At 48.1% G+C, this 18,588-nt stretch carries 17 protein-coding genes; 14 read left to right on the forward strand and 3 right to left on the reverse strand.

The features are described from left to right. Window positions 1–16 precede the first annotated feature (16 nt). A complete protein-coding gene (locus ACTOY7_RS07150; RefSeq protein WP_160280493.1) occupies window positions 17–730 on the reverse strand; it encodes a response regulator transcription factor in 714 nt (237 codons plus the stop codon). Window positions 731–741: 11 nt separating this feature from the next. Beyond that, a complete protein-coding gene (locus tag ACTOY7_RS07155) occupies window positions 742–3,117 on the reverse strand; it encodes an endonuclease MutS2 (protein ID WP_300885067.1) in 2,376 nt (791 codons plus the stop codon). A 270-nt stretch (window positions 3,118–3,387) separates the two neighbouring features. Here ACTOY7_RS07155 and ACTOY7_RS07160 point away from each other — a divergent pair, with 270 nt between their 5' ends. The 10 genes from ACTOY7_RS07160 (at window position 3,388) to ACTOY7_RS07205 (ending at window position 10,976) form a co-directional block, all read left to right on the forward strand. Then, a complete protein-coding gene (locus tag ACTOY7_RS07160) occupies window positions 3,388–3,708 on the forward strand; it encodes a LacI family DNA-binding transcriptional regulator (RefSeq protein WP_300885068.1) in 321 nt (106 codons plus the stop codon). A gap of 234 nt (window positions 3,709–3,942) precedes the next feature. Beyond that, window positions 3,943–5,241 carry a S1C family serine protease gene (locus tag ACTOY7_RS07165; protein WP_482670890.1) on the forward strand — a complete coding sequence of 433 codons (1,299 nt, stop codon included), beginning with the start codon at window positions 3,943–3,945 and terminating at the stop codon, window positions 5,239–5,241. Window positions 5,242–5,293: 52 nt separating this feature from the next. Continuing rightward, window positions 5,294–6,238, forward strand: a complete 945-nt coding sequence (locus ACTOY7_RS07170) for a 3'-5' exoribonuclease YhaM family protein (protein WP_160280626.1) — start codon at window positions 5,294–5,296, stop codon at window positions 6,236–6,238. Window positions 6,239–6,439: 201 nt separating this feature from the next. Further along, window positions 6,440–8,026, forward strand: a complete 1,587-nt coding sequence (gene rlmD, locus ACTOY7_RS07175; protein WP_482670889.1) for a 23S rRNA (uracil(1939)-C(5))-methyltransferase RlmD — start codon at window positions 6,440–6,442, stop codon at window positions 8,024–8,026. 167 nt (window positions 8,027–8,193) lie between these two features. Beyond that, on the forward strand, window positions 8,194–8,505 hold the full coding sequence (locus ACTOY7_RS07180) for a SymE family type I addiction module toxin (protein ID WP_482670888.1): 312 nt from the start codon (window positions 8,194–8,196) through the stop codon (window positions 8,503–8,505). Between the two features lie 14 nt (window positions 8,506–8,519). After that, a complete protein-coding gene (locus ACTOY7_RS07185; protein WP_482670887.1) occupies window positions 8,520–8,699 on the forward strand; it encodes a hypothetical protein in 180 nt (59 codons plus the stop codon). After that, the gene (locus ACTOY7_RS07190) at window positions 8,684–9,469 is read left to right on the forward strand and encodes a ParA family protein (RefSeq protein ID WP_482670886.1); all 786 of its coding nucleotides are present in this window, start codon (window positions 8,684–8,686) and stop codon (window positions 9,467–9,469) included. The genes ACTOY7_RS07185 and ACTOY7_RS07190 overlap by 16 nt, the downstream gene beginning before the upstream one ends. Further along, window positions 9,459–10,415, forward strand: a complete 957-nt coding sequence (locus ACTOY7_RS07195) for a ParB N-terminal domain-containing protein (RefSeq protein ID WP_482670885.1) — start codon at window positions 9,459–9,461, stop codon at window positions 10,413–10,415. Before ACTOY7_RS07190 ends, ACTOY7_RS07195 begins: the two co-directional genes overlap by 11 nt. A 2-nt stretch (window positions 10,416–10,417) precedes the next feature. After that, on the forward strand, window positions 10,418–10,699 hold the full coding sequence (locus ACTOY7_RS07200) for a hypothetical protein (RefSeq protein ID WP_482670884.1): 282 nt from the start codon (window positions 10,418–10,420) through the stop codon (window positions 10,697–10,699). Continuing rightward, complete coding sequence (locus ACTOY7_RS07205) at window positions 10,692–10,976, forward strand: hypothetical protein (RefSeq protein ID WP_482670883.1); 285 nt, start codon at window positions 10,692–10,694, stop codon at window positions 10,974–10,976. Before ACTOY7_RS07200 ends, ACTOY7_RS07205 begins: the two co-directional genes overlap by 8 nt. A 50-nt stretch (window positions 10,977–11,026) precedes the next feature. On the opposite strand, the gene ACTOY7_RS07210 is transcribed toward ACTOY7_RS07205, so the two are convergent. Continuing rightward, the gene (locus ACTOY7_RS07210; protein ID WP_482670882.1) at window positions 11,027–11,755 is read right to left on the reverse strand and encodes a hypothetical protein; all 729 of its coding nucleotides are present in this window, start codon (window positions 11,753–11,755) and stop codon (window positions 11,027–11,029) included. Between the two features lie 468 nt (window positions 11,756–12,223). Between ACTOY7_RS07210 and ACTOY7_RS07215 the strand changes: the two genes are divergently transcribed. Genes ACTOY7_RS07215 through ACTOY7_RS07230 form a run of 4 tightly spaced genes read left to right on the forward strand, consistent with a single transcriptional unit; the run spans window position 12,224 to window position 18,587 of the window. Further along, window positions 12,224–12,430, forward strand: coding sequence for a helix-turn-helix domain-containing protein (locus ACTOY7_RS07215; RefSeq protein ID WP_482670881.1), 207 nt, complete (start codon window positions 12,224–12,226; stop codon window positions 12,428–12,430). A gap of 34 nt (window positions 12,431–12,464) precedes the next feature. Continuing rightward, complete coding sequence (locus ACTOY7_RS07220; protein WP_482670880.1) at window positions 12,465–13,979, forward strand: HamA C-terminal domain-containing protein; 1,515 nt, start codon at window positions 12,465–12,467, stop codon at window positions 13,977–13,979. Continuing rightward, entirely contained in the window at window positions 13,979–16,612 is a 2,634-nt protein-coding gene (locus tag ACTOY7_RS07225; protein WP_482670879.1) for a DEAD/DEAH box helicase, read from the forward strand. The genes ACTOY7_RS07220 and ACTOY7_RS07225 overlap by 1 nt, the downstream gene beginning before the upstream one ends. 1 nt (window position 16,613) lies before the next feature. Then, a complete protein-coding gene (locus tag ACTOY7_RS07230; RefSeq protein WP_482672110.1) occupies window positions 16,614–18,587 on the forward strand; it encodes a DNA methyltransferase in 1,974 nt (657 codons plus the stop codon). Window position 18,588: the final 1 nt, after the last annotated feature.

The raw sequence follows: 18,588 nt of genomic DNA on the forward strand, positions 1-18,588 counted from the left end.
ATTTCATGCCAGTTCCTTATAGTGCATTGGACTTGGTGTCGAATTTATACCCGATCCCCCACACTGTACTGATGGACCAGCCCGGATGATCCTTGATCTTCTCGCGCAGCCGCTTGATATGCACATCCACAGTCCGGGTATCGCCGATATACTCATACCCCCAGATCTGGTCCAGAAGCTGCTCCCTGGTGAACACCTGGTTCGGAGAAGCTGCCAGGAAATAGAGGAGCTCCAGCTCCTTAGGCGGCATTTCCACCTGCCTGCCATCGCAGACCACGGAATAATTGGTCAGGTTGATGGTCAGCCCGTCGTATTCCACCCGCTTTGTCTTATCGGCAGCGGGAGCCTCCTGTCTGGCAGGCTGGCAGCGCCGCAGGACGGCCCGGACCCGGGCTACCATTTCCTTGGAATCAAAGGGCTTCATAATGTAGTCGTCGGCCCCCAGCTCCAGCCCCAGCACCTTGTCAAAGATTTCGCCCTTGGCGGAAAGCATGATCACCGGGGTGGAGGATTTCGCGCGGATCTCCCGGCACACCTGGTAGCCGTCCATGCCCGGAAGCATCAGGTCCAGCAGGATCAGGTGAGGCTGGTAGCTCTCAAAGGCATCCAGCGCGTCCTCCCCGTTGAAAACGATCTTCGTGTCAAAGCATTCCTTATTCAGGTAAAGCGAGATCAGCTCCGCAATATTCTCATCATCGTCTACAATCAAAATTTTCTGTTTTGCTGCCATAATATCCCCTCCTATTTCAATTCCACAATCGTAACCCCGGCGTCCCCCTCTCCATATTCCGCCAGATGATAGGATTTCACATGCTTCTGCCTGCGCAGAAACTCATGGATCCCTTTGCGCAACGCGCCGGTCCCCTTGCCGTGGACCACCCGGACCGTATTGAGATGGGACAGGATGGCATCGTCCAGATATTTGTCCAGCTCCGAGACGGCCTCATCCACCGTCCGTCCCAGCAGGTTGATCTCCGGGCTGACGGAGAGGGACTTGCCCATCTTGATCCGTCCGCCGCCGGTATGCTTTTTCCGGGATCCGGAAAATGGATTCTGCTCCTCAATGATCTCCAGATCTGATATATGCACCTGCGAACTCAGGATGCCCATCTGTACTGTCACATTTCCCCGAGCATCGGGCAGGGAATGAATGGTCCCGGTCAGGTTCATGCTGAGCACCCGCACGGATTCGCCCAGCTTGAAGTCGGACGCCTTGTGCTCCTTCTTCGGCTTCTGGCTTTTCAGGGAAGGCGCGGAGGACGTATCCTTGATCTTTTTCCGCAGACGTTCCCGCTCCCGTTCCATTTCGGCGGCAGAGATATTCTCCTTGCCGAACCGGTGGAAATTCTTGATGGTCTCGTCGGCCACCTCCTTGGCCTCCCGCAGGATGGCGTTGGCCTTGTCATTGGCTTCCTTAAGGATCTTTTCACGCTGCTCCTCCAGACGTTCCTCCTTCTGACGGAGCTGCGCCTTCATGCGCTCCATTTCCCGGCGGTAGGCCTGAATCTCGTCCTGCTCTTTCTCGATGGTCCGCTTGCTCGCTTCCAGGTCGGTCAGCAGATCTTCGAAGGAAATGTCCTGCTCGGACAGACGCATTTTCGCATCCTCAATGATATGCTCCGGCAGCCCCAGCTTTCCAGAGATGGCAAACGCGTTGCTCTTTCCGGGAATGCCGATGAGCAGGTGGTAGGTGGGGCGCAGGCTTTCTACGTCAAACTCGCAGCAGGCATTTTCTACGCCGGGCGTGGACAGGGCAAACACCTTCAATTCGCTGTAATGGGTGGTGGCCATGGCGCGGATGTCCCGGTCGTGGAGATAAGACAGGATGGCGATGGCCAGCGCCGCCCCCTCCGTCGGGTCCGTGCCCGCCCCCAGCTCGTCAAAGAGCACCAGAGACTTTTCGTCCACGTCTTTCAGGAAGGAAACGATATTGGTCATGTGGGAGGAGAAGGTACTTAAGCTCTGCTCAATGCTCTGCTCGTCTCCGATATCCGCATAGATCTGGTGAAATACGGCCAGCTCCGAACGGTCGGAAGCCGGGATGTGCAGCCCGGCCTGCCCCATCAGCGTAAACAGCCCTACGGTTTTCAGAGAAACCGTCTTTCCTCCGGTATTCGGCCCGGTGATGATCAGTAGAGAAAAATCCTGCCCCAGAGTCACCGTGATGGGCACTACCTTCCGGGCATCCAGAAGGGGATGCCGTCCGTTGCGGATGTGGATCCGTCCCTCTTTGTTCAGAATGGGACGGCTTCCGTTCATGGACATGGCAAGCTGCCCTCTGGCAAAAATAAAGTCCAAATCCGTCAGGCACCGGTAATCGGTACGGATCTCTTCAATATATCCCGCGGTCTCCTCGCTTAATCGGGCCAGGATGACCTGGATCTCCTCCTGCTCCTTTGCGTACAGCTCTTTCAGGTCATTGTTCAGCTTGACCACGGCCATGGGTTCCATAAAAAGGGTGGAGCCGGTGGCGGACTGGTCGTGGATCATGCCGCTGACCTGGTTCCGGTACTCTGCCTTCACCGGGATGCAGTAACGGTCGCCCCGCATGGTGATGATGGGATCCTGCAGATACGTGCGCATAGAGCCGTTGACCAGGCCGTTCAGCGTGGTGTGGACCTTTTCATTGATGCTGTCCATGCTGCGCCGGATCCGTTTCAGAGCGGGACTGGCGTCGTCGCTGATCTCCTCCTCGCTGAGAATACAGCGGTCGATCTCATTGGACAGCGTGGTCAGCGGTTCCAATTGTTCAAAATAGGCGTCCAGACAGTCCGCCGATTCCTCCTGGGTGTCGTGCCGCCCATAGGCTTTCGCCCGCCCGGCGTTCTGCAGAAGCTTACAGATCCGCAGCAGCTCCCCGCTGCCTAAGGCCGCGCCGATCTCCAGGCGCTTCATGGATTCCTCCACCGGCGCCGCGTCCCCGAAGGAAATGCGCCCCTTCTTGATGAGCCTGGTAAATGCGGCCGCCGTCTGCTCCTGTGCCTCGTCGATCCGCTCCACGTCGGTCATGGGCTTTAAGCGGCGGCAGAGCTGCCGACCCCGGAAGGAGGAGGCCTGCTCCTCTAAGAGAGCAGTGATCTTGTCATATTCTAATTTGGTTAATGTTTTCTGATTCATATTGTAAATTCCTTTTTTCTATATTCGTGGTAAGACAAAAGCTGTTTTTATTGTACATGATATGAGAGAGAAAGAAAAGGAGTTTTTTTCAGCGGGGGTGAACAGAAGTTGCCATTGACAATACCGGAGAATTTGAGTATATTTAGAATTAACCAAATACAAATTAAATAAATATAATTTTGTTAACTATATTTTCAGAAATATTTTTGTGGATTTGTCCGGAAGCCGGCAGGCTTTCGGGTGCAGATTGCGGGAACTGGGGGGATCGATATGGCTAAAGGAGTTACATTGGCAGATATAGCGGCAAGGGTCGGAGTGAGCAATGTGGCGGTGTCGAAGGCACTGTCGGGAAAGCCGGGGGTCAGCGAGGAGATGCGGATTCGGATCAAACAGGTGGCGGAGCAGATGGGATACGTCTCCGGCTCCACCGCCAGGTCCGCGCCCGCTGCGACAGGGAACATCGGAGTGATCATGCCGGAGCATTACTACGAGTATTCGGTTTCCTTTTATGGATTTGAAAGAATCAATAGAAAAGGAAGGGAAATGTGCCCTAAAGCGGGGGATGTTTCCCTTCCTTTTTTGTTGCCCTGACCTGGAAAACGGAATATAAAAATGTGAACGAATCGTGAACGAACCGTAAACGAAACAGGATGATATTGAACAATTACGGAGAATCAGGTATACTATAGCAAGAGAGGCATCCGGCCTTTTCCGTTGGACGATGAGGGATGATGGAAAAGGTATGGTTGCAATACGGCGCGATACTCACGGCAGAGTTCATCGGCCATGAGTATAATGAGAAGGATTGTGGAGCCGGAGGATAGTATGGAAGAACGGAAACCGGAAGAGCAAAAGAGTCAGGATGAGGGGACTCAAAGGGAATCATTTTCATTTTTACAGGAAACAATCAAGCCAAAGCCGGTCACCGGAGGGCAGATTGCGCTGCAGCTTTCCAAAATGGCGGTGTACGGTCTGATCATCGGGGCAGCAGCCTGCTGCGGCTTTTACGCACTTCGGCCCTGGGCTCAGGAGACATTTCACGAGGAGGCCAAGGAGGTGACGCTTCCCAAGGATGAAGAGGAGGAGCCGGAGCCTGTCCAGGAGGAAGAAGAGGAAAAGGAACCGGAGCCGGAGCCTCAGATCATCGTTCCGGAGCTGACTGCGGACAGCTACCGGGAGATCATGCAGAGTATGTATGCCGTTGCAAAGGAAGCGGAGCAGTGCGTGGTTTACGTCCGGAGGGCCAAGGAAGGCGAGGCCCCGGCCAGGACAGGCGCGCATACCGGCACCACAGGACTGCTGGCGGCGGACAACGGACAGGAGCTTTTGGTTCTTTCGGATAACTCCGTCTGTGAGGGCGCGGAACAATGGTCCGTCATATTTCCGGATCATACGCGGCATTCGGCGAAGCTGGTGAAGCAGGACGGCAACCGGGGGCTTGCGGTATTCGGAATTGACCGGGCCTCCATCTCAGACAGCACATGGAATGTGATCCGGGTGGCAGAGCTGGGCAATTCCAACATCTCCGTCCGGGGGGATCTGGTGATTGCCCTGGGACAGATGTTCGGCTATGAAAATGGAGTCGGCTATGGGATCATCAGCGCCAAGGAGTGGGATCACGATTATGCCGACGGCCAGTGCGGGGTGATCGCCACAGATATTGCGGCATCCGCCGACGCAAGCGGCGTCCTGTTCAACCAGAAGGGCCAGGCCATCGGCCTGGTGAAAAGCGGCATCCTGGGCGAAGGCGCGTCCGCCTCGGCAAATGCCCTGGCAGTCTCGGATATGAAGCAGGTTATGGGCCTTCTGCTCAACGGGGAGGCCGTTCCCTACACCGGAATCTTCGGCACCGCTGTAACGGATGAACTTTTCGAGGAAAAGAAGATCCCCAAGGGTCTGTATGTGACAAATGTGCAGGCCGATTCCCCGGCCATGAAAGCCGGGATCCAGAACGGGGACGTGATCCTGGAGGTGGGAGACGCCAGCGTCACCGGGATCATTTCCTATGAAAAGGCCGTGCTGGAACACAAGGCGGGAGAGATCGTCAAGGTGAAAGGACAGCGGCTGGGAAGCGGCGGCTATGTGGATGTGGACTTTTCGGTGACAATGGGGAGCAGGGATTGAGAGGCCTGAATTGTAATATAAAATTTATATAGAAAGAGGATAAATGAAGGGTATGTATATTAAGGATTTGCGCGGAGGCGAGACGATCAGAAGTATTTACATGTGCAGGGGGAAGCGTTCTGCGGAGACGCGGAACGGAAAGCCTTATGACAACCTGCTCCTGCAGGATAAGACCGGCACTCTTGACGGAAAGGTGTGGGATCCCAATTCTCAGGGAATCGCGGACTACGAGGAAAAGGATTTTATTGAGGTATACGGCGAGGTGATCACCTACAACAACAACCTCCAGCTGAACATCAAACAGCTCCGGAAGGCGGCTGAGGGCGAATACAACCCTGCGGATTACATGCCTGTTTCCGAAAAAAATATCGACGTGATGTACCAGGAGCTGCTCTCCTGCATCCAAAAAATTTCCAACGAATATCTGCGTCAGGCAGTGGAATATTACTTCGTGAAGGATGAAGCATTTATCAAGGCGTTCAAGTCCCATTCCGCAGCCAAGACCGTGCACCACGGCTTCTGCGGGGGGCTTCTGGAGCATACATTGAGCGTGGTTCATCTGTGCGAATATTTCGCAGGGGCATACAGGATCCTCAACAGGGATCTGCTGATCGCCTCCGCGGTCTGCCACGATATCGGCAAGGTTCGGGAGCTGTCCGAATTTCCGGACAACGACTATACGGATGAGGGCCAGCTCATCGGCCATATCGTGATCGGTTCGGAAATGCTGACTGAGGCCATCCGTTCCGTCCCGGGCTTCCCGGTGATGCTGGCAAATGAATGGAAGCACTGCATTCTGGCGCATCACGGCGAACTGGAATTCGGCTCGCCGAAAAAACCGGCACTTGCAGAAGCGCTGGCGCTGAATCTGGCGGACAATGCGGATGCGAAGCTGCAGACGATGAAGGAAGTATTGAAGGATAAAAGCGGGACGGAATGGCTGGGGTATAACCGGCTGTTCGAGTCGAATCTGAGGAAGACCTCGGATGGGAACTGATCTGGCGATGGGGGATAGACTGCAACCGTACAGGTGGAATCAATTTGACAAATAAAAGAATAGAAGACAACAGGGCAGGCGTTTGTGAACACGGAAACGCCTGCTTTGCAGACAGGAATAGTATTTAGGATATCAGGCTGAAAAATATGTATTTTCATACCTGTTTGAGCTGCCGGCATGAACGGTGGAATGGAGATAGTTATGCAGAAAAATGAATCAGTGACAGTGGCGATCCAGGATATTGGCGTCAATGGTGAAGGTATAGGCAGAGTGAATGGCTATACCTTATTTATTAAGGATGCGGTCATCGGCGACGTGGTGGAAGCCAGGGTGACAAAAGCAAAAAAGAATTACGGTTACGCAAGATTGATGAAGATCATTACGCCTTCCGAGCATCGTGTAGAGCCTGCGTGCAAATTTGCCAGAAAATGCGGAGGCTGCCAGATCCAGGAGATGTCCTACGAAAAGCAGCTGGAATTTAAGCAGAACAAGGTGCTGGGAAATCTGGAGCGGATCGGAGGTTTTTCTCCGGAACTGCTGGCGGAGGTATTCGGGCCGATCATCGGGATGGAGAAGCCCTTTGGGTATCGGAATAAGGCGCAGTTTCCGTTCGGTATGGACAAAAATGGACAGCCTATTACCGGGTTCTATGCGGGGAGAACCCATGATATCATCGCAAATACGGACTGTGCGCTGGGAGTTGGAGTCAATAAGGAAATCCTGGAGATCGTGCTTGCGTTTATGAAAAAATATGGAGTGCGTTCCTATGACGAAAAGTCCGGGGAAGGGCTGATCCGACATGTGCTGATCCGGTATGGGTTTGCTACGAAGGAGATTATGGTCTGTTTTGTGGTGAATAAGGAAATAGCGGATTGCAGGAGTGATGAGAATCGGTGGGACAAGGAAGCGTCGGATTGCAGGAACGGCGAGCATCAAGGGAGTATGAGGCAGACCAAAGGAAGTCGGGGGAGCTCCGGGTGGATTCCACACCAGGAGGTTTTGGTGGAAGAACTGGCCAGGATTCCCGGCATGACGAGTATTACAGTGAGTCCGAATCATCGGCAGACGAATGTGATCATGGGGGAGCGATACGAAGTTCTGTGGGGACAGCCGTTTATCACAGACTATATCGGAGCGGTGAAATATCAGATCTCTCCGCTGTCGTTCTATCAGGTGAATCCGGTGCAGACGGAGAAATTGTACGGGCTTGCGATGGAATATGCAGATTTGAAAGGGCGGGAAACCGTGTGGGATCTGTACTGCGGGATTGGGACCATTTCCTTGTTCCTGGCGCAGAAGGCGGGGAAGGTGTACGGAGTGGAGATCGTACCCCAGGCAGTGGAGGACGCCAGGAGAAATGCGGAGATCAATGGGATTGAAAATGCGGAATTTTATGTTGGGAAAGCAGAGGAAGTGCTGCCAGGACATTATGAGCGGTATGAGAAAGAGCATCCCGGAGAGCGGCCGCATGCGGATGTGATCGTGGTGGATCCGCCTCGGAAAGGGTGCGATGAGACGCTGCTGAAGACGATGGCGGACATGCGGCCGGAGAGGATTGTGTATGTGAGCTGCGATTCGGCTACGCTGGCACGGGATCTGAAGTATCTGTGCGGGCGGGGGTATGAGATGAAGAAGGGGAGCGTTGTGGACCAGTTTGGGATGAGTGTGCATACAGAGACGGTGTGCCTCTTGAGCAACCGAAAATCAAAACCTGATACCCATGTGAAATTGAGCCTGAGTATGGAAGATTACTACAGGATCAAGGAAGAGGGTAAAAATAACCAATAACCAAATTTAATACACTGAACTAAAGCGATAGCTGCTGATGCGAAAACATTAGCAGTTATTTTTTTGCGCTGAGGGGAGGTGGTGCCATTGGGCTGATTTATGGGATTGAGCGGCGAGTACATTATTTCCAAAGTAAATGTTCATTTACAGTTTAAGGAGGCAAGTCTATGGAATCTAAGAAAGTCAGAAATATTAAGGTAATCTCTCAGAGCGGACGCAATTACAAGCCTACGCCGACCGTCATTCTTAAAGGACAGTGGCTGAATGAAATGGGTTTTGAGATTGGGGATCAGATCAAGGTTGAGTGCGAGAATGGGAAACTGGTAATCAGTCTGGACAGGGAGAGAATGGAGATGCTTGATGCGGAGAAAGTTTTCATGGAAGAAGAGACAAAAAAGCTGCAGGCTCGGTTTAAGAAGGAGAAAGAAGAAATACATGCCAGATATGTGGCAGAGCGGAGAGCAGCGTATGGATTGTAAAGGGGGAGAGTTTTATGGATAAACAGATGGTTTCATTTGCAGTTGAGACAGAAAACGGCATTGTTAAAAGAATTGGCAGATCAGTTATTGCTGTCCCGGAAGTAAAATTCCGGGGCGGTGAGGTAAAGTGGCTGGAAGACCAATACAAAGAGGCAAGGATTGGAAAGGAGAGCAAAACATGGGGAAGTTTATAATTTTGGGTTCAGAGAAGGGCGGCGTGGCCAAAACAACATCAACCTATAATCTGGCATATTGTTTGGTGAAGGAGGGAAAGAAAGTTTTGGCTGTCGATTTTGACAGCCAGGCAAATCTTTCTACCTGTTTTGGAATTGAGGATACTGGCGCAGTTCCAATTACAATCGGGCATCTGATGATGCGGCGGATTGAGGACGAAGAGCTTCCGGATGCAACGGAATATATCCAGAGCCGGAACGGCGTGGACTTCATCCCCTCGTCCATCATGCTGTCGGTGGTGGAGGCGAAGCTGCGGCTGGAGATGGGGGCGGAGCGGATGCTGGCCGGGATACTGGAGCCGCTGAAGGAACGGTACGATTACATACTTGTGGATACCTGCCCTTCGCTGGGGAGCCTGACCATCAACGCTCTCTCTGCGGCGGACGGCGTGATCATCACCGTCAACCCCCAGCTCCTGGCAATGATGGGGCTGCAGGACTTCCTGAAGACGGTGGGGAAGATCAGGAGCCGCATCAACCCCGGTCTGCATGTGGAGGGCATCCTGCTGACCATGTGCGACGCGAGGACGAACCTCTGCAAGGTCATCACGGAGCAGGTGGCGGAGACGTTCCAGGGGCAGGTGAGGATATTTGGGAGCAGGATACCCAGCACCGTCAAGGTGGGGGAGTCGGTCTATTACAGCCAGCCGCTTGTGGAGTATGCGCCGGACAGCGGGGCGTGCGCGGCATATCAGAACCTGGCAAAGGAGGTAATCGCAGATGAAAGCTAATGCATCGAAGAGGAAAGTGTTCAATGACGCCGTGGACCTGCTGACGGGCGGGGAGCCTGCGGCAGCGGGGAAGGGGGTGCAGATGCTCCCGGTGGACGGCATAAGGCCGTTCCACAACCATCCGTTCCGGCTGTATGAGGGGGAGCGGCTGGATGACATGGTGGAGAGCGTGCGGGAGCACGGCGTACTGGTTCCGGCCATCGTGCGGACGGTTCCGGGCGGGTATGAGATGCTGGCAGGGCATAACCGTCTGAATGCGGCCAGGCTTGCGAGGCTCATGGAGATACCGGCCATTGTGAAAGAGGGTCTGCCGGATGCAGAGGCATATGTGTATGTGATAGAGACCAACATGCTCCAGAGGTCTTTCAACGACCTCAGCGTGTCGGAGCGGATCGCGGTCCTGGCAGAGCGCTATGACAAGGTCTGCGGCACGAAGAAGCGGGAGGAGATACTGGCGGAGCTGCAGGCGCTTAACGGGGGCGGTGGACATGATGTCCACCAGCAGGCGAAGAGCCGGGAGCTTCTGGGGAAGGAGCTGGGGCTGACCGGGCGGCATGTCGCAAGGTATGTCCGCTGCAAGGAGCTCATCCCGGAGTTCAAGGACATGCTGGATGACGGGAGCCTGACCATGGTGTCGGCGGTGGAGCTGTCCTACCTGCCGGAGGAGGAGCAGGCGGCGGTGAAGAAGGTCATGGATCAGAGCTGCATCCGGCTGAAGGCGGACAAGGCGGGCGAGCTGCGGAAGGCGGCGGGGAGCCTGTCGGAGGGGAAGGCGCAGGAGATTCTGGGTGTTGACCGGCCGGTGAAGACGGATGCGGAGAAGCCGGTGAGCGTGAAGCTGCCCGCAAAGCTGTACAGCCAGTATTTCTCCAATGTGGCGGCGAAGGACGTGCAGGGTATCCTGGAGGAGGCGCTGGAGCAGTATTTTAAGGGGAAGGGGGCATGAGGATGGTTGCGGTCATACGGTATTACAATGTGTTGTTTTACCTGACACTCCGGGACGAAAGGGAGCGCAGGTGGTTCTCCTTCCTGGAAGAAAGGATCCGGGAAGGGGAGCGGATGGTCATGAAGGATATTTACGGGTGGTGCGCCGGCCATGGGATAAGGTACAGGACAAGGTTCTGCTACAGGCCGGGCTTCCCGGTCACGGCGAACCTCTGGAACTTTTATTCCTACCTGCGGGGGAGGATCGACATGGGGCGCATGGGAAGGGGGACTGCGGATGTTTAGCACGGAGGAGCTGGAGTCCCTGGACCGTTCGTATTTTTCGGTCATCTGCGCGGATGCGTATGACGTGACCATCATGTCGAAGAATACCGGGCATGTCTGGTACATCCACAACCCGGAATATCCGGAGCCGGGGGACTGCATCATATTCCACAAGCACAGGGCGTCCCACCCGTACCACAGGCACGGGCGGGCGGGGAGCCTGCGGCAGGCGGTGAGGAGTATCCAAGGGCATGATGCATTCCAGATGAACGGACGGAAGCCCATGGAGCGAAAGTAATATATTGGAGCGGCAACACTTTGAAAGTGCTGCCGCTCTGCGCATTTTGCTTATTTTTTGTCGTTCGGTTTGATTTTCATGTGTTGGAGATTCAGCAGGTCACAGCACATATTGTAGGAATTGATGACCTCCTCATGGCAGCGGCTGGATTTGAGACCAATGACTTTGCCAATTCCATCAATCGGAACCCTTGTTTTGCTGAGACGGACAATTTCCGCATAACGGGGCTTGTCCTCCTTCAGGCGGGCAATGAGAATTTCATAGTGATCATCTTCGGAGCGGTCAGGCTCTGTACAGATGATTTCCTCAGGTGATGGAGATGTGGGCATGATGTTGTCAAAGCCGTCACCATCATAGATAAAATCAAGGGACAGTGTTTCCTGCTCTTTTGCCTTTTTCGGGTTGTAGCGTTCCAGAAGTCCTTTTTGGAGGCATCCGGTACACTTTTTTGATTTCGGACAGGTAATGGGGGTGCCGTCAGGTCTGTAACCGGTAATGCAGCGGCCGGCGCGCCAGGTATCCAGGAAACTGTTAATCTGTCGGTTGAAATCCTGCATGTATTCTACATAAGCAGATTCCCTGATGGGTGCGAATCCGATAAGGAAATGATAGCCGCCCTTTTTCCAGGTGGTAAAGTTTTCGGGGATACAGGTATCATTATCCAGTTGCAGGTCTTTATTGCACCAGAATGGAACCAGAACCTCTCCAGGGCGGGGAGGTTGTCCGTTGTAGCTTTTCTGATTGCAATATTTATGGGTGTTTAATGTGCTGTTTGCCATGGTAATTTCCTCCTTTGGTTGACATCTGGAGGAAAACCAGGCAGACAGTCATTTTGACAATAGTTGACCAGCCCATAATGGAAATCCTCCGTTATTGGTTGCTGGCCAGTTGCTGAAATGACTGGCTTATTATTTTGTTGTCCCAACGGCGAGCCTTTTCAGCAACCTGCGTCCAGGAGACTCAGCATTGGGGAGGCAGTTTTTGTCGTACTCGGGACAGATTTCTTGTTTATGGCTTCATTATAGAGGGGTTGAAATCTTAAAAATACGAATGGAATCAGAATGGAATCAGAATATTTTCGGAATGAAATTTAACATAGATAATTAGTGGATATGGCACATATAGCTAATAAGTGTATCTTTGACAAGTTAAAGATTAACACGAATATATTAAATACAATGTTGAAATAAATGGAGAAATATGCGATAATGTACACACTAAGGTTACTGGCTCTGGGAGGAATATAGATGGAATATAGTTATAATAAATTGTGGAAGCTACTCATAGACAAAGGAATGATGAAGAAGGATTTAATGGAGAAGACAGGGATTACATCATCGACAATGGCAAAAATGGGGAAAAACAAGGCCGTAAGCATGAATGTCCTTGGAAAAATATGTGTTGTCCTTGACTGCAATGTTGGGGATATTGTTGATGTTATTAAAAAGGAGTAATGGAATGGCAATAACGGGGAGAGGAGGTTGCATTATGGAGCATCTTTGCATAGGCTCATATGTGAGAATTTTAACATCGTGTGCCATCCAGACCAGAAAGAAATTTGATTCTTTCTGCGAACTGGTTATGCTTTCACTATGTGAAGATGGAGCGACCAGTTTCTCATATACTGCTAATGATGGAAGCGTGGTGACATATGATTACACTAATTTTGGAAAAATCCATACGTCAAAACAAAATCTTCCATCGGAAATTATAAATATGGCTTTGTATAAGGATCCATATGACATTGAAAAATATTTTTTGAATGCAATAATTCCTGCGATAGATGAGGCAAATAAAACAAATGCTGTATTGGCGTTAAAAAATATCATATTGAAAGATGGAGGTATTACGGAGACCTCACAAATCGGCACGATTGGCAACTTTACGAAGGTGGATTTGCGAGTAAAAAAAGAATTTATACTGAAGGAGTTTTTGACAGACGTTTTTATATATGCGATTACAAAAACAGACAATACAAAAGAGCAAGTATTTACGAAATCTATTAATAAAACCTTTTGTAGCGCCTATAATATGATGCGGGATGAGGTAAAGCTTTATGAGGTGAGAAGACCTAATCCGGTGGCGGCAATACCCACAACGAGTAAGGGCAAGTTTGACAGGGCATTTTCAGCTGTATCAAGTGAGCAGCTGCATATTTCATCAAATCATGACCTACAAATCTATTGTTTGAAATTTGATGATTATGATTTTGACTACCGTACACTTTGGAGACATTTGGGAAATAATTTAGGACTGTATCTTTATTCGAGGGTTCAGACACAGAGATATATTGATGATGAAGAGATTAATTTGCTTGTTATGGATGCCATTAATTACATAAAAGAGGAGATTGCGGATGGTAGGATAAATACGGATGATGAACTGGGAGAAATGCTTTTATACATATTTTTGGAGCAGGTGCTGAAAGCTCCTAAATTGATGAGCAAGATGGAAATTGGGAATATTGCCAGTTCTATAACGAGTAAAAGTTCAGGTATTCATCTTCTTACGTTTGATGCACCTGTGCCATATAGCGAGATTATATTGGGCACGTCAATGATTGAGAATAATTTGAATGATGCGATTGATGCGGCTTTTTTAGAGGCGAATAATTTAAAGAATAGAAAGAAGGACGAAAGAAAATTTGTAGAATCCAATATTTTTGCAGCGTCATTTCCAGATGAAATGTATGACCAGTTGGAAGCTATTATTTTACCGTCTGCGCCGGGAAGAAAAAAGCCGACAACGGCATTTGGCATGTTCCTAGGATATAGCCTGAACCAGTTGCCCCAAGGCGGGATATCTGTTGAGGATTATCAGAATGATGTTATCTCGCAGATTAAAATGGATCTTCAAACCCGTGTGCCGTATATAGAATCAAAAATAGCGGAATATGGGTTTGATGGATATTCTCTTTATATGTATCTTTTGCCGTTTAAGGATGCCAATGAGGACAAGAAGGATTTTATTGATAAAATAGCCTGTCCCGAGGGGGTAATGTGATGGCCGGACAAAGAAAAGTCACTTTTGGAGAACGACTTTTCTCCAGAATAGATGATAATGCTTATCTGCAGGAAATTTACAATAACATTCTCTATAATTATTCAATACGGTTATTTAAACTGGAAGGGTTGGAGGATCGTCCGGTGAACATGGAGGATGCACTTACTTTTGCGGATATATTATCGAAATCATGTGGAACTAATTTTTCAGAAATACATAAGGCGCGTGCGCAAGAAATGGTGGCTTTACTGCATGATATGTATCCCGGGAATGATGAGATAAATTATTATTTTGGGTCAATTCTTGTGAATACGGGAAATTTTCTTGGATTGAAGCGGCTGATGCCGGAATATGAAAGTACTTCATTAATGGAACGGATGTCGATGCATCTTAATAGAGAATATCTTTCTGTACCTACAGATAAGGAATCTTTCTTTTTCCCGGCACAAAAAGATATTTTTGACAGTTTTTCAAAACCTTGCTTTAGTTATTCCGCGCCGACTTCTATGGGGAAGTCCTTTGTGATGCGTATATTCATCAAGCAGCAGATTATGGGAGGGCATAAAAAGAATTTTGCGATATTGCTTCCGACTAAGGCATTGATTAATGAGGTTACAAATGAGCTCATTGAAAGTTTGAAGACATTGTTGGAGGAAGCAAATTATCGTATTGTAACATCATCTGGTTCCTTGGCTTTGGAATCAGAGCATAATTTTATATTTGCATTAACGCCAGAAAGAATGCTCTATATCCTTATTGATGATCCGAGCCTGAAAATAGATTATTTGTTTATTGATGAGGCACATAAGATTTCATCTGGCGATAAAAGAAGCGCATTTTATTATAAAGTGATACAGAAACTGGAAGAGCGGCAGGAGGGTCCGCATGTTATTTTTGCATCACCTAACATACCAAATCCAAATATATATCTTGAGACGGTTTCGAGTGATGCGTTGTATGTGGATCAAGATGCTGTAGTGGCCTGTAAATATGCTCCGGTTAGTCAAATGAAATATATTATAGACCTGTGGGAGCGGAGTATTCGCATTTTTGATTCATATACAAAAAAGTTCCATAAACTGCATGATATGAGCCGGGAATATACGCTAAGTGAAATCATTGTGCATATTGGGGATAAAAGGCATAATATTGTGTATTGCAAATCAAAAAATGATGCAATCAGTTTTGCCAGGGATTATGCAAATACCCAATCGGTGGTTACTGATAAAAGGCTGTCGGATTTTGCGGAAGCAATCCGTAATGATGTGCATAAAGAGTATTATCTGGCTGAGCTGGTTGAGAGGGGTGTTGCTTATCATATAGGGTATCTCCCAGCGAATATCCGAATGCAGATGGAAGATTATTACAGAGAGGGTCTAATCAAGACAGTGTTTTGCACAAGCACTCTTTTGGAAGGTGTAAATTTTCCTGCGGAGAATTTGTTTATTACAAGCTTTAAAAAGGGGCGTGGAACATTTACGGAAGTGGATTTTAAGAACCTCGTTGGACGTGTGGGGCGTGCAAAATATAACTTGTATGGTAATGTTTTTGTGGTGCGTCTCCGTTCGCATGACAAAGAAACGGATCTGCAGAAGTTTGAATCATTATTGCAGAATGATGTTCCGCCGCAAAAACTTTCAGTAGAGAGTGGATTAAACTCTAATCAGAAGAGGTTGATTGTGGAAACACTTTTGTCTGGAGATGTTGCTATTCCCCGTTCAAGCCAGAGCCAGAGCGAGAATAATTATGGTCTGATGAGAAAGACAATGTTAATTTTGCTTGGAGACATAGTGAGGGGAAGAAGAAGCCGTGTCACAAAAGAATTTGAGCCGTATCTGACGGGAGAGCAGGAGAAGATAATACGAGAGCAATTTTCTGTTGCAGGGAAGAAACCAGATGATGATATTAATATATCTTATGATCAGGTTCAGGGGATAGAAGAGCTTGTGGAAAACGGACTTTGTTACCCGGAAATCCGGGATGCAAAAAAGGGAGCCGATTATTATGAAACGTTAGATTTTTTGCAAACACTGGGGGATGCTTTTAAGTGGACGGTTTATGAATATCAGACTTTAGGAGCTGTTGATGAACGAGGATATACAAGACTAACGTGGTATACGGTTTTGCTGATCAAATGGATGCAGGGACACGGATTAAGTTTTATCATAAATGATAGTATAGAGGATTATGCGGAAAAGAAGAGAAAAATCCGTGTGGAACACGGTGAAATGGAAGTTTTTAATAGTTCACAAAAACATAAGAATATACTTATAGCAGATACGTTAGAGGCAATAGAGGAAGTGTTGCTGTTCCGGCTTTCAAATTATTTTTTGAAATTTTCGGAGGTTTATAAGAGGCATCATCCGGATGAGCCTTTTACAAATGACTGGTATGAGTTTGTGGAATATGGAACAACTAACAGACTGCGTATTATTCTGCAAAGAAGCGGATTCAAGCGGGAGACAACAGAATATATACAGCGGAATGCGGATAGGTGTGTTAGAGGAACGCCGGATAACCCTAAATTATTAAAGGGATATTTGTTGGAGTGCTCTAATGAGTTGGTAAGACGTGATGTGGAAGTAATCCAGTACAATGTACCAGAACTGTTTATTGAAAAAGGAGAAAAATGAGATGGGAAATTTTTATGAGACTGTATTAAATCTATTGAAGAAAGATGAGAGATTTATTGCCGAGGATGGGACTTTCCTACGTAATGCGGTATATGAAGCCGCAATGAAAATGGATGCTAGGCTTATCCGGCTTTTGCTCTCGAATGAGGAAACATCTTCTCGTTTTTTTGTGGACGTAGATGGAGTGAAGGTTTTTGATAAGATGGGATTTGCATGGGTCATTAATAACCGTCAGTTTTTGCCTGATTGTTATACCCGATTCAAAAATAAGGTTGGTCTTGTAGATAGTCAGGGAGAGCTTATTTCTACATCAAGAAATGTTGAGTTGGTTTTTCCGTATAAGGATTGCGTCCTTGAAGGCGGGCAGACGAAAGAAGAACAAAAAAGGAAAGAGATCTTTTATAATGAGTTATTGGTGGCGGATGATATTGATAGACTTCTGTATCCGAAAGTTTTTTCAAGTGCTGTTCGCTATGCTGAAAATGTATCAGAGCCAACAACAGAGTTTTCTTCGGCTGATAATTTGATTATTCGAGGGAATAATCTGCTTGCGTTGGCATCGTTGGAAAAAAGATATCTGGGACAGGTTAAGTGCGTATATATTGATCCACCATACAATACTGGGGATGACGGATTTGGATATAATGATAGATTTAATCATAGTTCGTGGTTGACCTTTATGAAAAACAGGCTTGAATTAGCCCAAAAATTGTTAAAAAAGGAAGGTGCCATATTTGTACAAATAGATCATCATGAGTTGGGTTACATCACAGTGTTAATGGATGAAATATTTGGAGTAGAGAATAAAGTTCAAGTTATTGCTGTTAAAACGGCATCTCCAGCAGGATTTAAGACGGTGAATCCAGGTCCAATTGATGTTACAGAGTATATTTTATTTTATACAAAGAATAAGCCTTTCTTTAATTTTAAGAAAGGGTACGTTCCTGTTGGCTATAACAGGAATTATAATTTAGTTGTGGATAAAAACGAGGATGTAAAAAAATGGGCATTCAGATCAATAAAGGACGTTGTAATTGAAGATGCAGGATTTGGATCGGAAAAAGAAGCGAAAAAACAGTATGGTACTTCTTGGAGAGTTATTTTGGAACACCTGATTGAAGACTATGCATTTAATCATGCAGAAAATGTAGTGAGTATAAGGGATCCGCATAAACCAACCGATACGGTTAAACGCCTTATGAATGAATCAAGAAATGTAGATTATGTTCTTGAATACAAGCGTGAAGATGGAACCTCTGCATATATTTATAAAGGAGGCGCATTGGCGTTTTACTCAAATAAGATGAGAGTGCTTGATGGAGAGATGGCAGTGACGGAATTATTGTCAGATTTCTGGTCGCATATTTCCTGGGCGGGGATAGCTAATGAAGGCGGAGTAAAACTTAAGAACGGGAAAAAGCCTGAAAAGCTGATAAAGCAGATTTTGGAATTATCTACTGAACCAGGAGACATCGTCTTGGATTATCACATGGGTTCGGGAACAACATGTGCTGTGGCCCATAAGATGGGTCGTAGATATATTGGGTGTGAGCAACTTGACTATGGCGGAAATGATGCAGTAGTTCGTCTCCAAAATGTGATTTCTGGAGACGCAACAGGTATTTCCAAGGCAGTAGGCTGGAATGGAGGCGGGGCGTTTGTTTATTGCGAACTTGCAAAATTAAATCAAAACATCGTTGAGGAAATTGAGGCTGCGGAAGATGGAGAAACGTTGTCCAAGATATATGATAGGATGATGAAATCCGGGTTTATAAGTTATAAGATTGCCCCTAAACTTATTGATGAAGCGGCTGCGGATTATGCCAAGCTTTCACTGGATGATAAAAAAAGGTTTTTGATGGAGATATTGGACAAGAATCTGCTTTATGTTAATTACTGTGATATTGATGATGCGGAGTTTGATATTTCTGACGCAGATAAGGCGTTTACAAAGAGTTTTTATGGGGAGGAATAAC

It is taken from the genome of Schaedlerella sp. (genome assembly GCF_056796775.1).

What these genes read in the sequence shown, in the direction of transcription:
- ACTOY7_RS07180 (WP_482670888.1), top strand. Translation starts at nt 8,194, where the DNA reads ATGGAATCTAAGAAAGTCAGAAATATTAAGGTAATCTCTCAGAGCGGA.
- ACTOY7_RS07160 (WP_300885068.1), top strand. Translation starts at nt 3,388, where the DNA reads ATGGCTAAAGGAGTTACATTGGCAGATATAGCGGCAAGGGTCGGAGTG.
- ACTOY7_RS07205 (WP_482670883.1), top strand. Translation starts at nt 10,692, where the DNA reads ATGTTTAGCACGGAGGAGCTGGAGTCCCTGGACCGTTCGTATTTTTCG.
- ACTOY7_RS07225 (WP_482670879.1), top strand. Translation starts at nt 13,979, where the DNA reads ATGGCCGGACAAAGAAAAGTCACTTTTGGAGAACGACTTTTCTCCAGA.
- ACTOY7_RS07210 (WP_482670882.1), bottom strand. Translation starts at nt 11,755, where the DNA reads ATGGCAAACAGCACATTAAACACCCATAAATATTGCAATCAGAAAAGC.
- ACTOY7_RS07190 (WP_482670886.1), top strand. Translation starts at nt 8,684, where the DNA reads ATGGGGAAGTTTATAATTTTGGGTTCAGAGAAGGGCGGCGTGGCCAAA.
- ACTOY7_RS07215 (WP_482670881.1), top strand. Translation starts at nt 12,224, where the DNA reads ATGGAATATAGTTATAATAAATTGTGGAAGCTACTCATAGACAAAGGA.
- ACTOY7_RS07230 (WP_482672110.1), top strand. Translation starts at nt 16,614, where the DNA reads ATGGGAAATTTTTATGAGACTGTATTAAATCTATTGAAGAAAGATGAG.
- ACTOY7_RS07200 (WP_482670884.1), top strand. Translation starts at nt 10,418, where the DNA reads ATGGTTGCGGTCATACGGTATTACAATGTGTTGTTTTACCTGACACTC.
- ACTOY7_RS07220 (WP_482670880.1), top strand. Translation starts at nt 12,465, where the DNA reads ATGGAGCATCTTTGCATAGGCTCATATGTGAGAATTTTAACATCGTGT.
- ACTOY7_RS07185 (WP_482670887.1), top strand. Translation starts at nt 8,520, where the DNA reads ATGGATAAACAGATGGTTTCATTTGCAGTTGAGACAGAAAACGGCATT.
- ACTOY7_RS07150 (WP_160280493.1), bottom strand. Translation starts at nt 730, where the DNA reads ATGGCAGCAAAACAGAAAATTTTGATTGTAGACGATGATGAGAATATT.
- ACTOY7_RS07155 (WP_300885067.1), bottom strand. Translation starts at nt 3,117, where the DNA reads ATGAATCAGAAAACATTAACCAAATTAGAATATGACAAGATCACTGCT.
- ACTOY7_RS07195 (WP_482670885.1), top strand. Translation starts at nt 9,459, where the DNA reads ATGAAAGCTAATGCATCGAAGAGGAAAGTGTTCAATGACGCCGTGGAC.
- ACTOY7_RS07170 (WP_160280626.1), top strand. Translation starts at nt 5,294, where the DNA reads ATGTATATTAAGGATTTGCGCGGAGGCGAGACGATCAGAAGTATTTAC.
- rlmD (WP_482670889.1), top strand. Translation starts at nt 6,440, where the DNA reads ATGCAGAAAAATGAATCAGTGACAGTGGCGATCCAGGATATTGGCGTC.
- ACTOY7_RS07165 (WP_482670890.1), top strand. Translation starts at nt 3,943, where the DNA reads ATGGAAGAACGGAAACCGGAAGAGCAAAAGAGTCAGGATGAGGGGACT.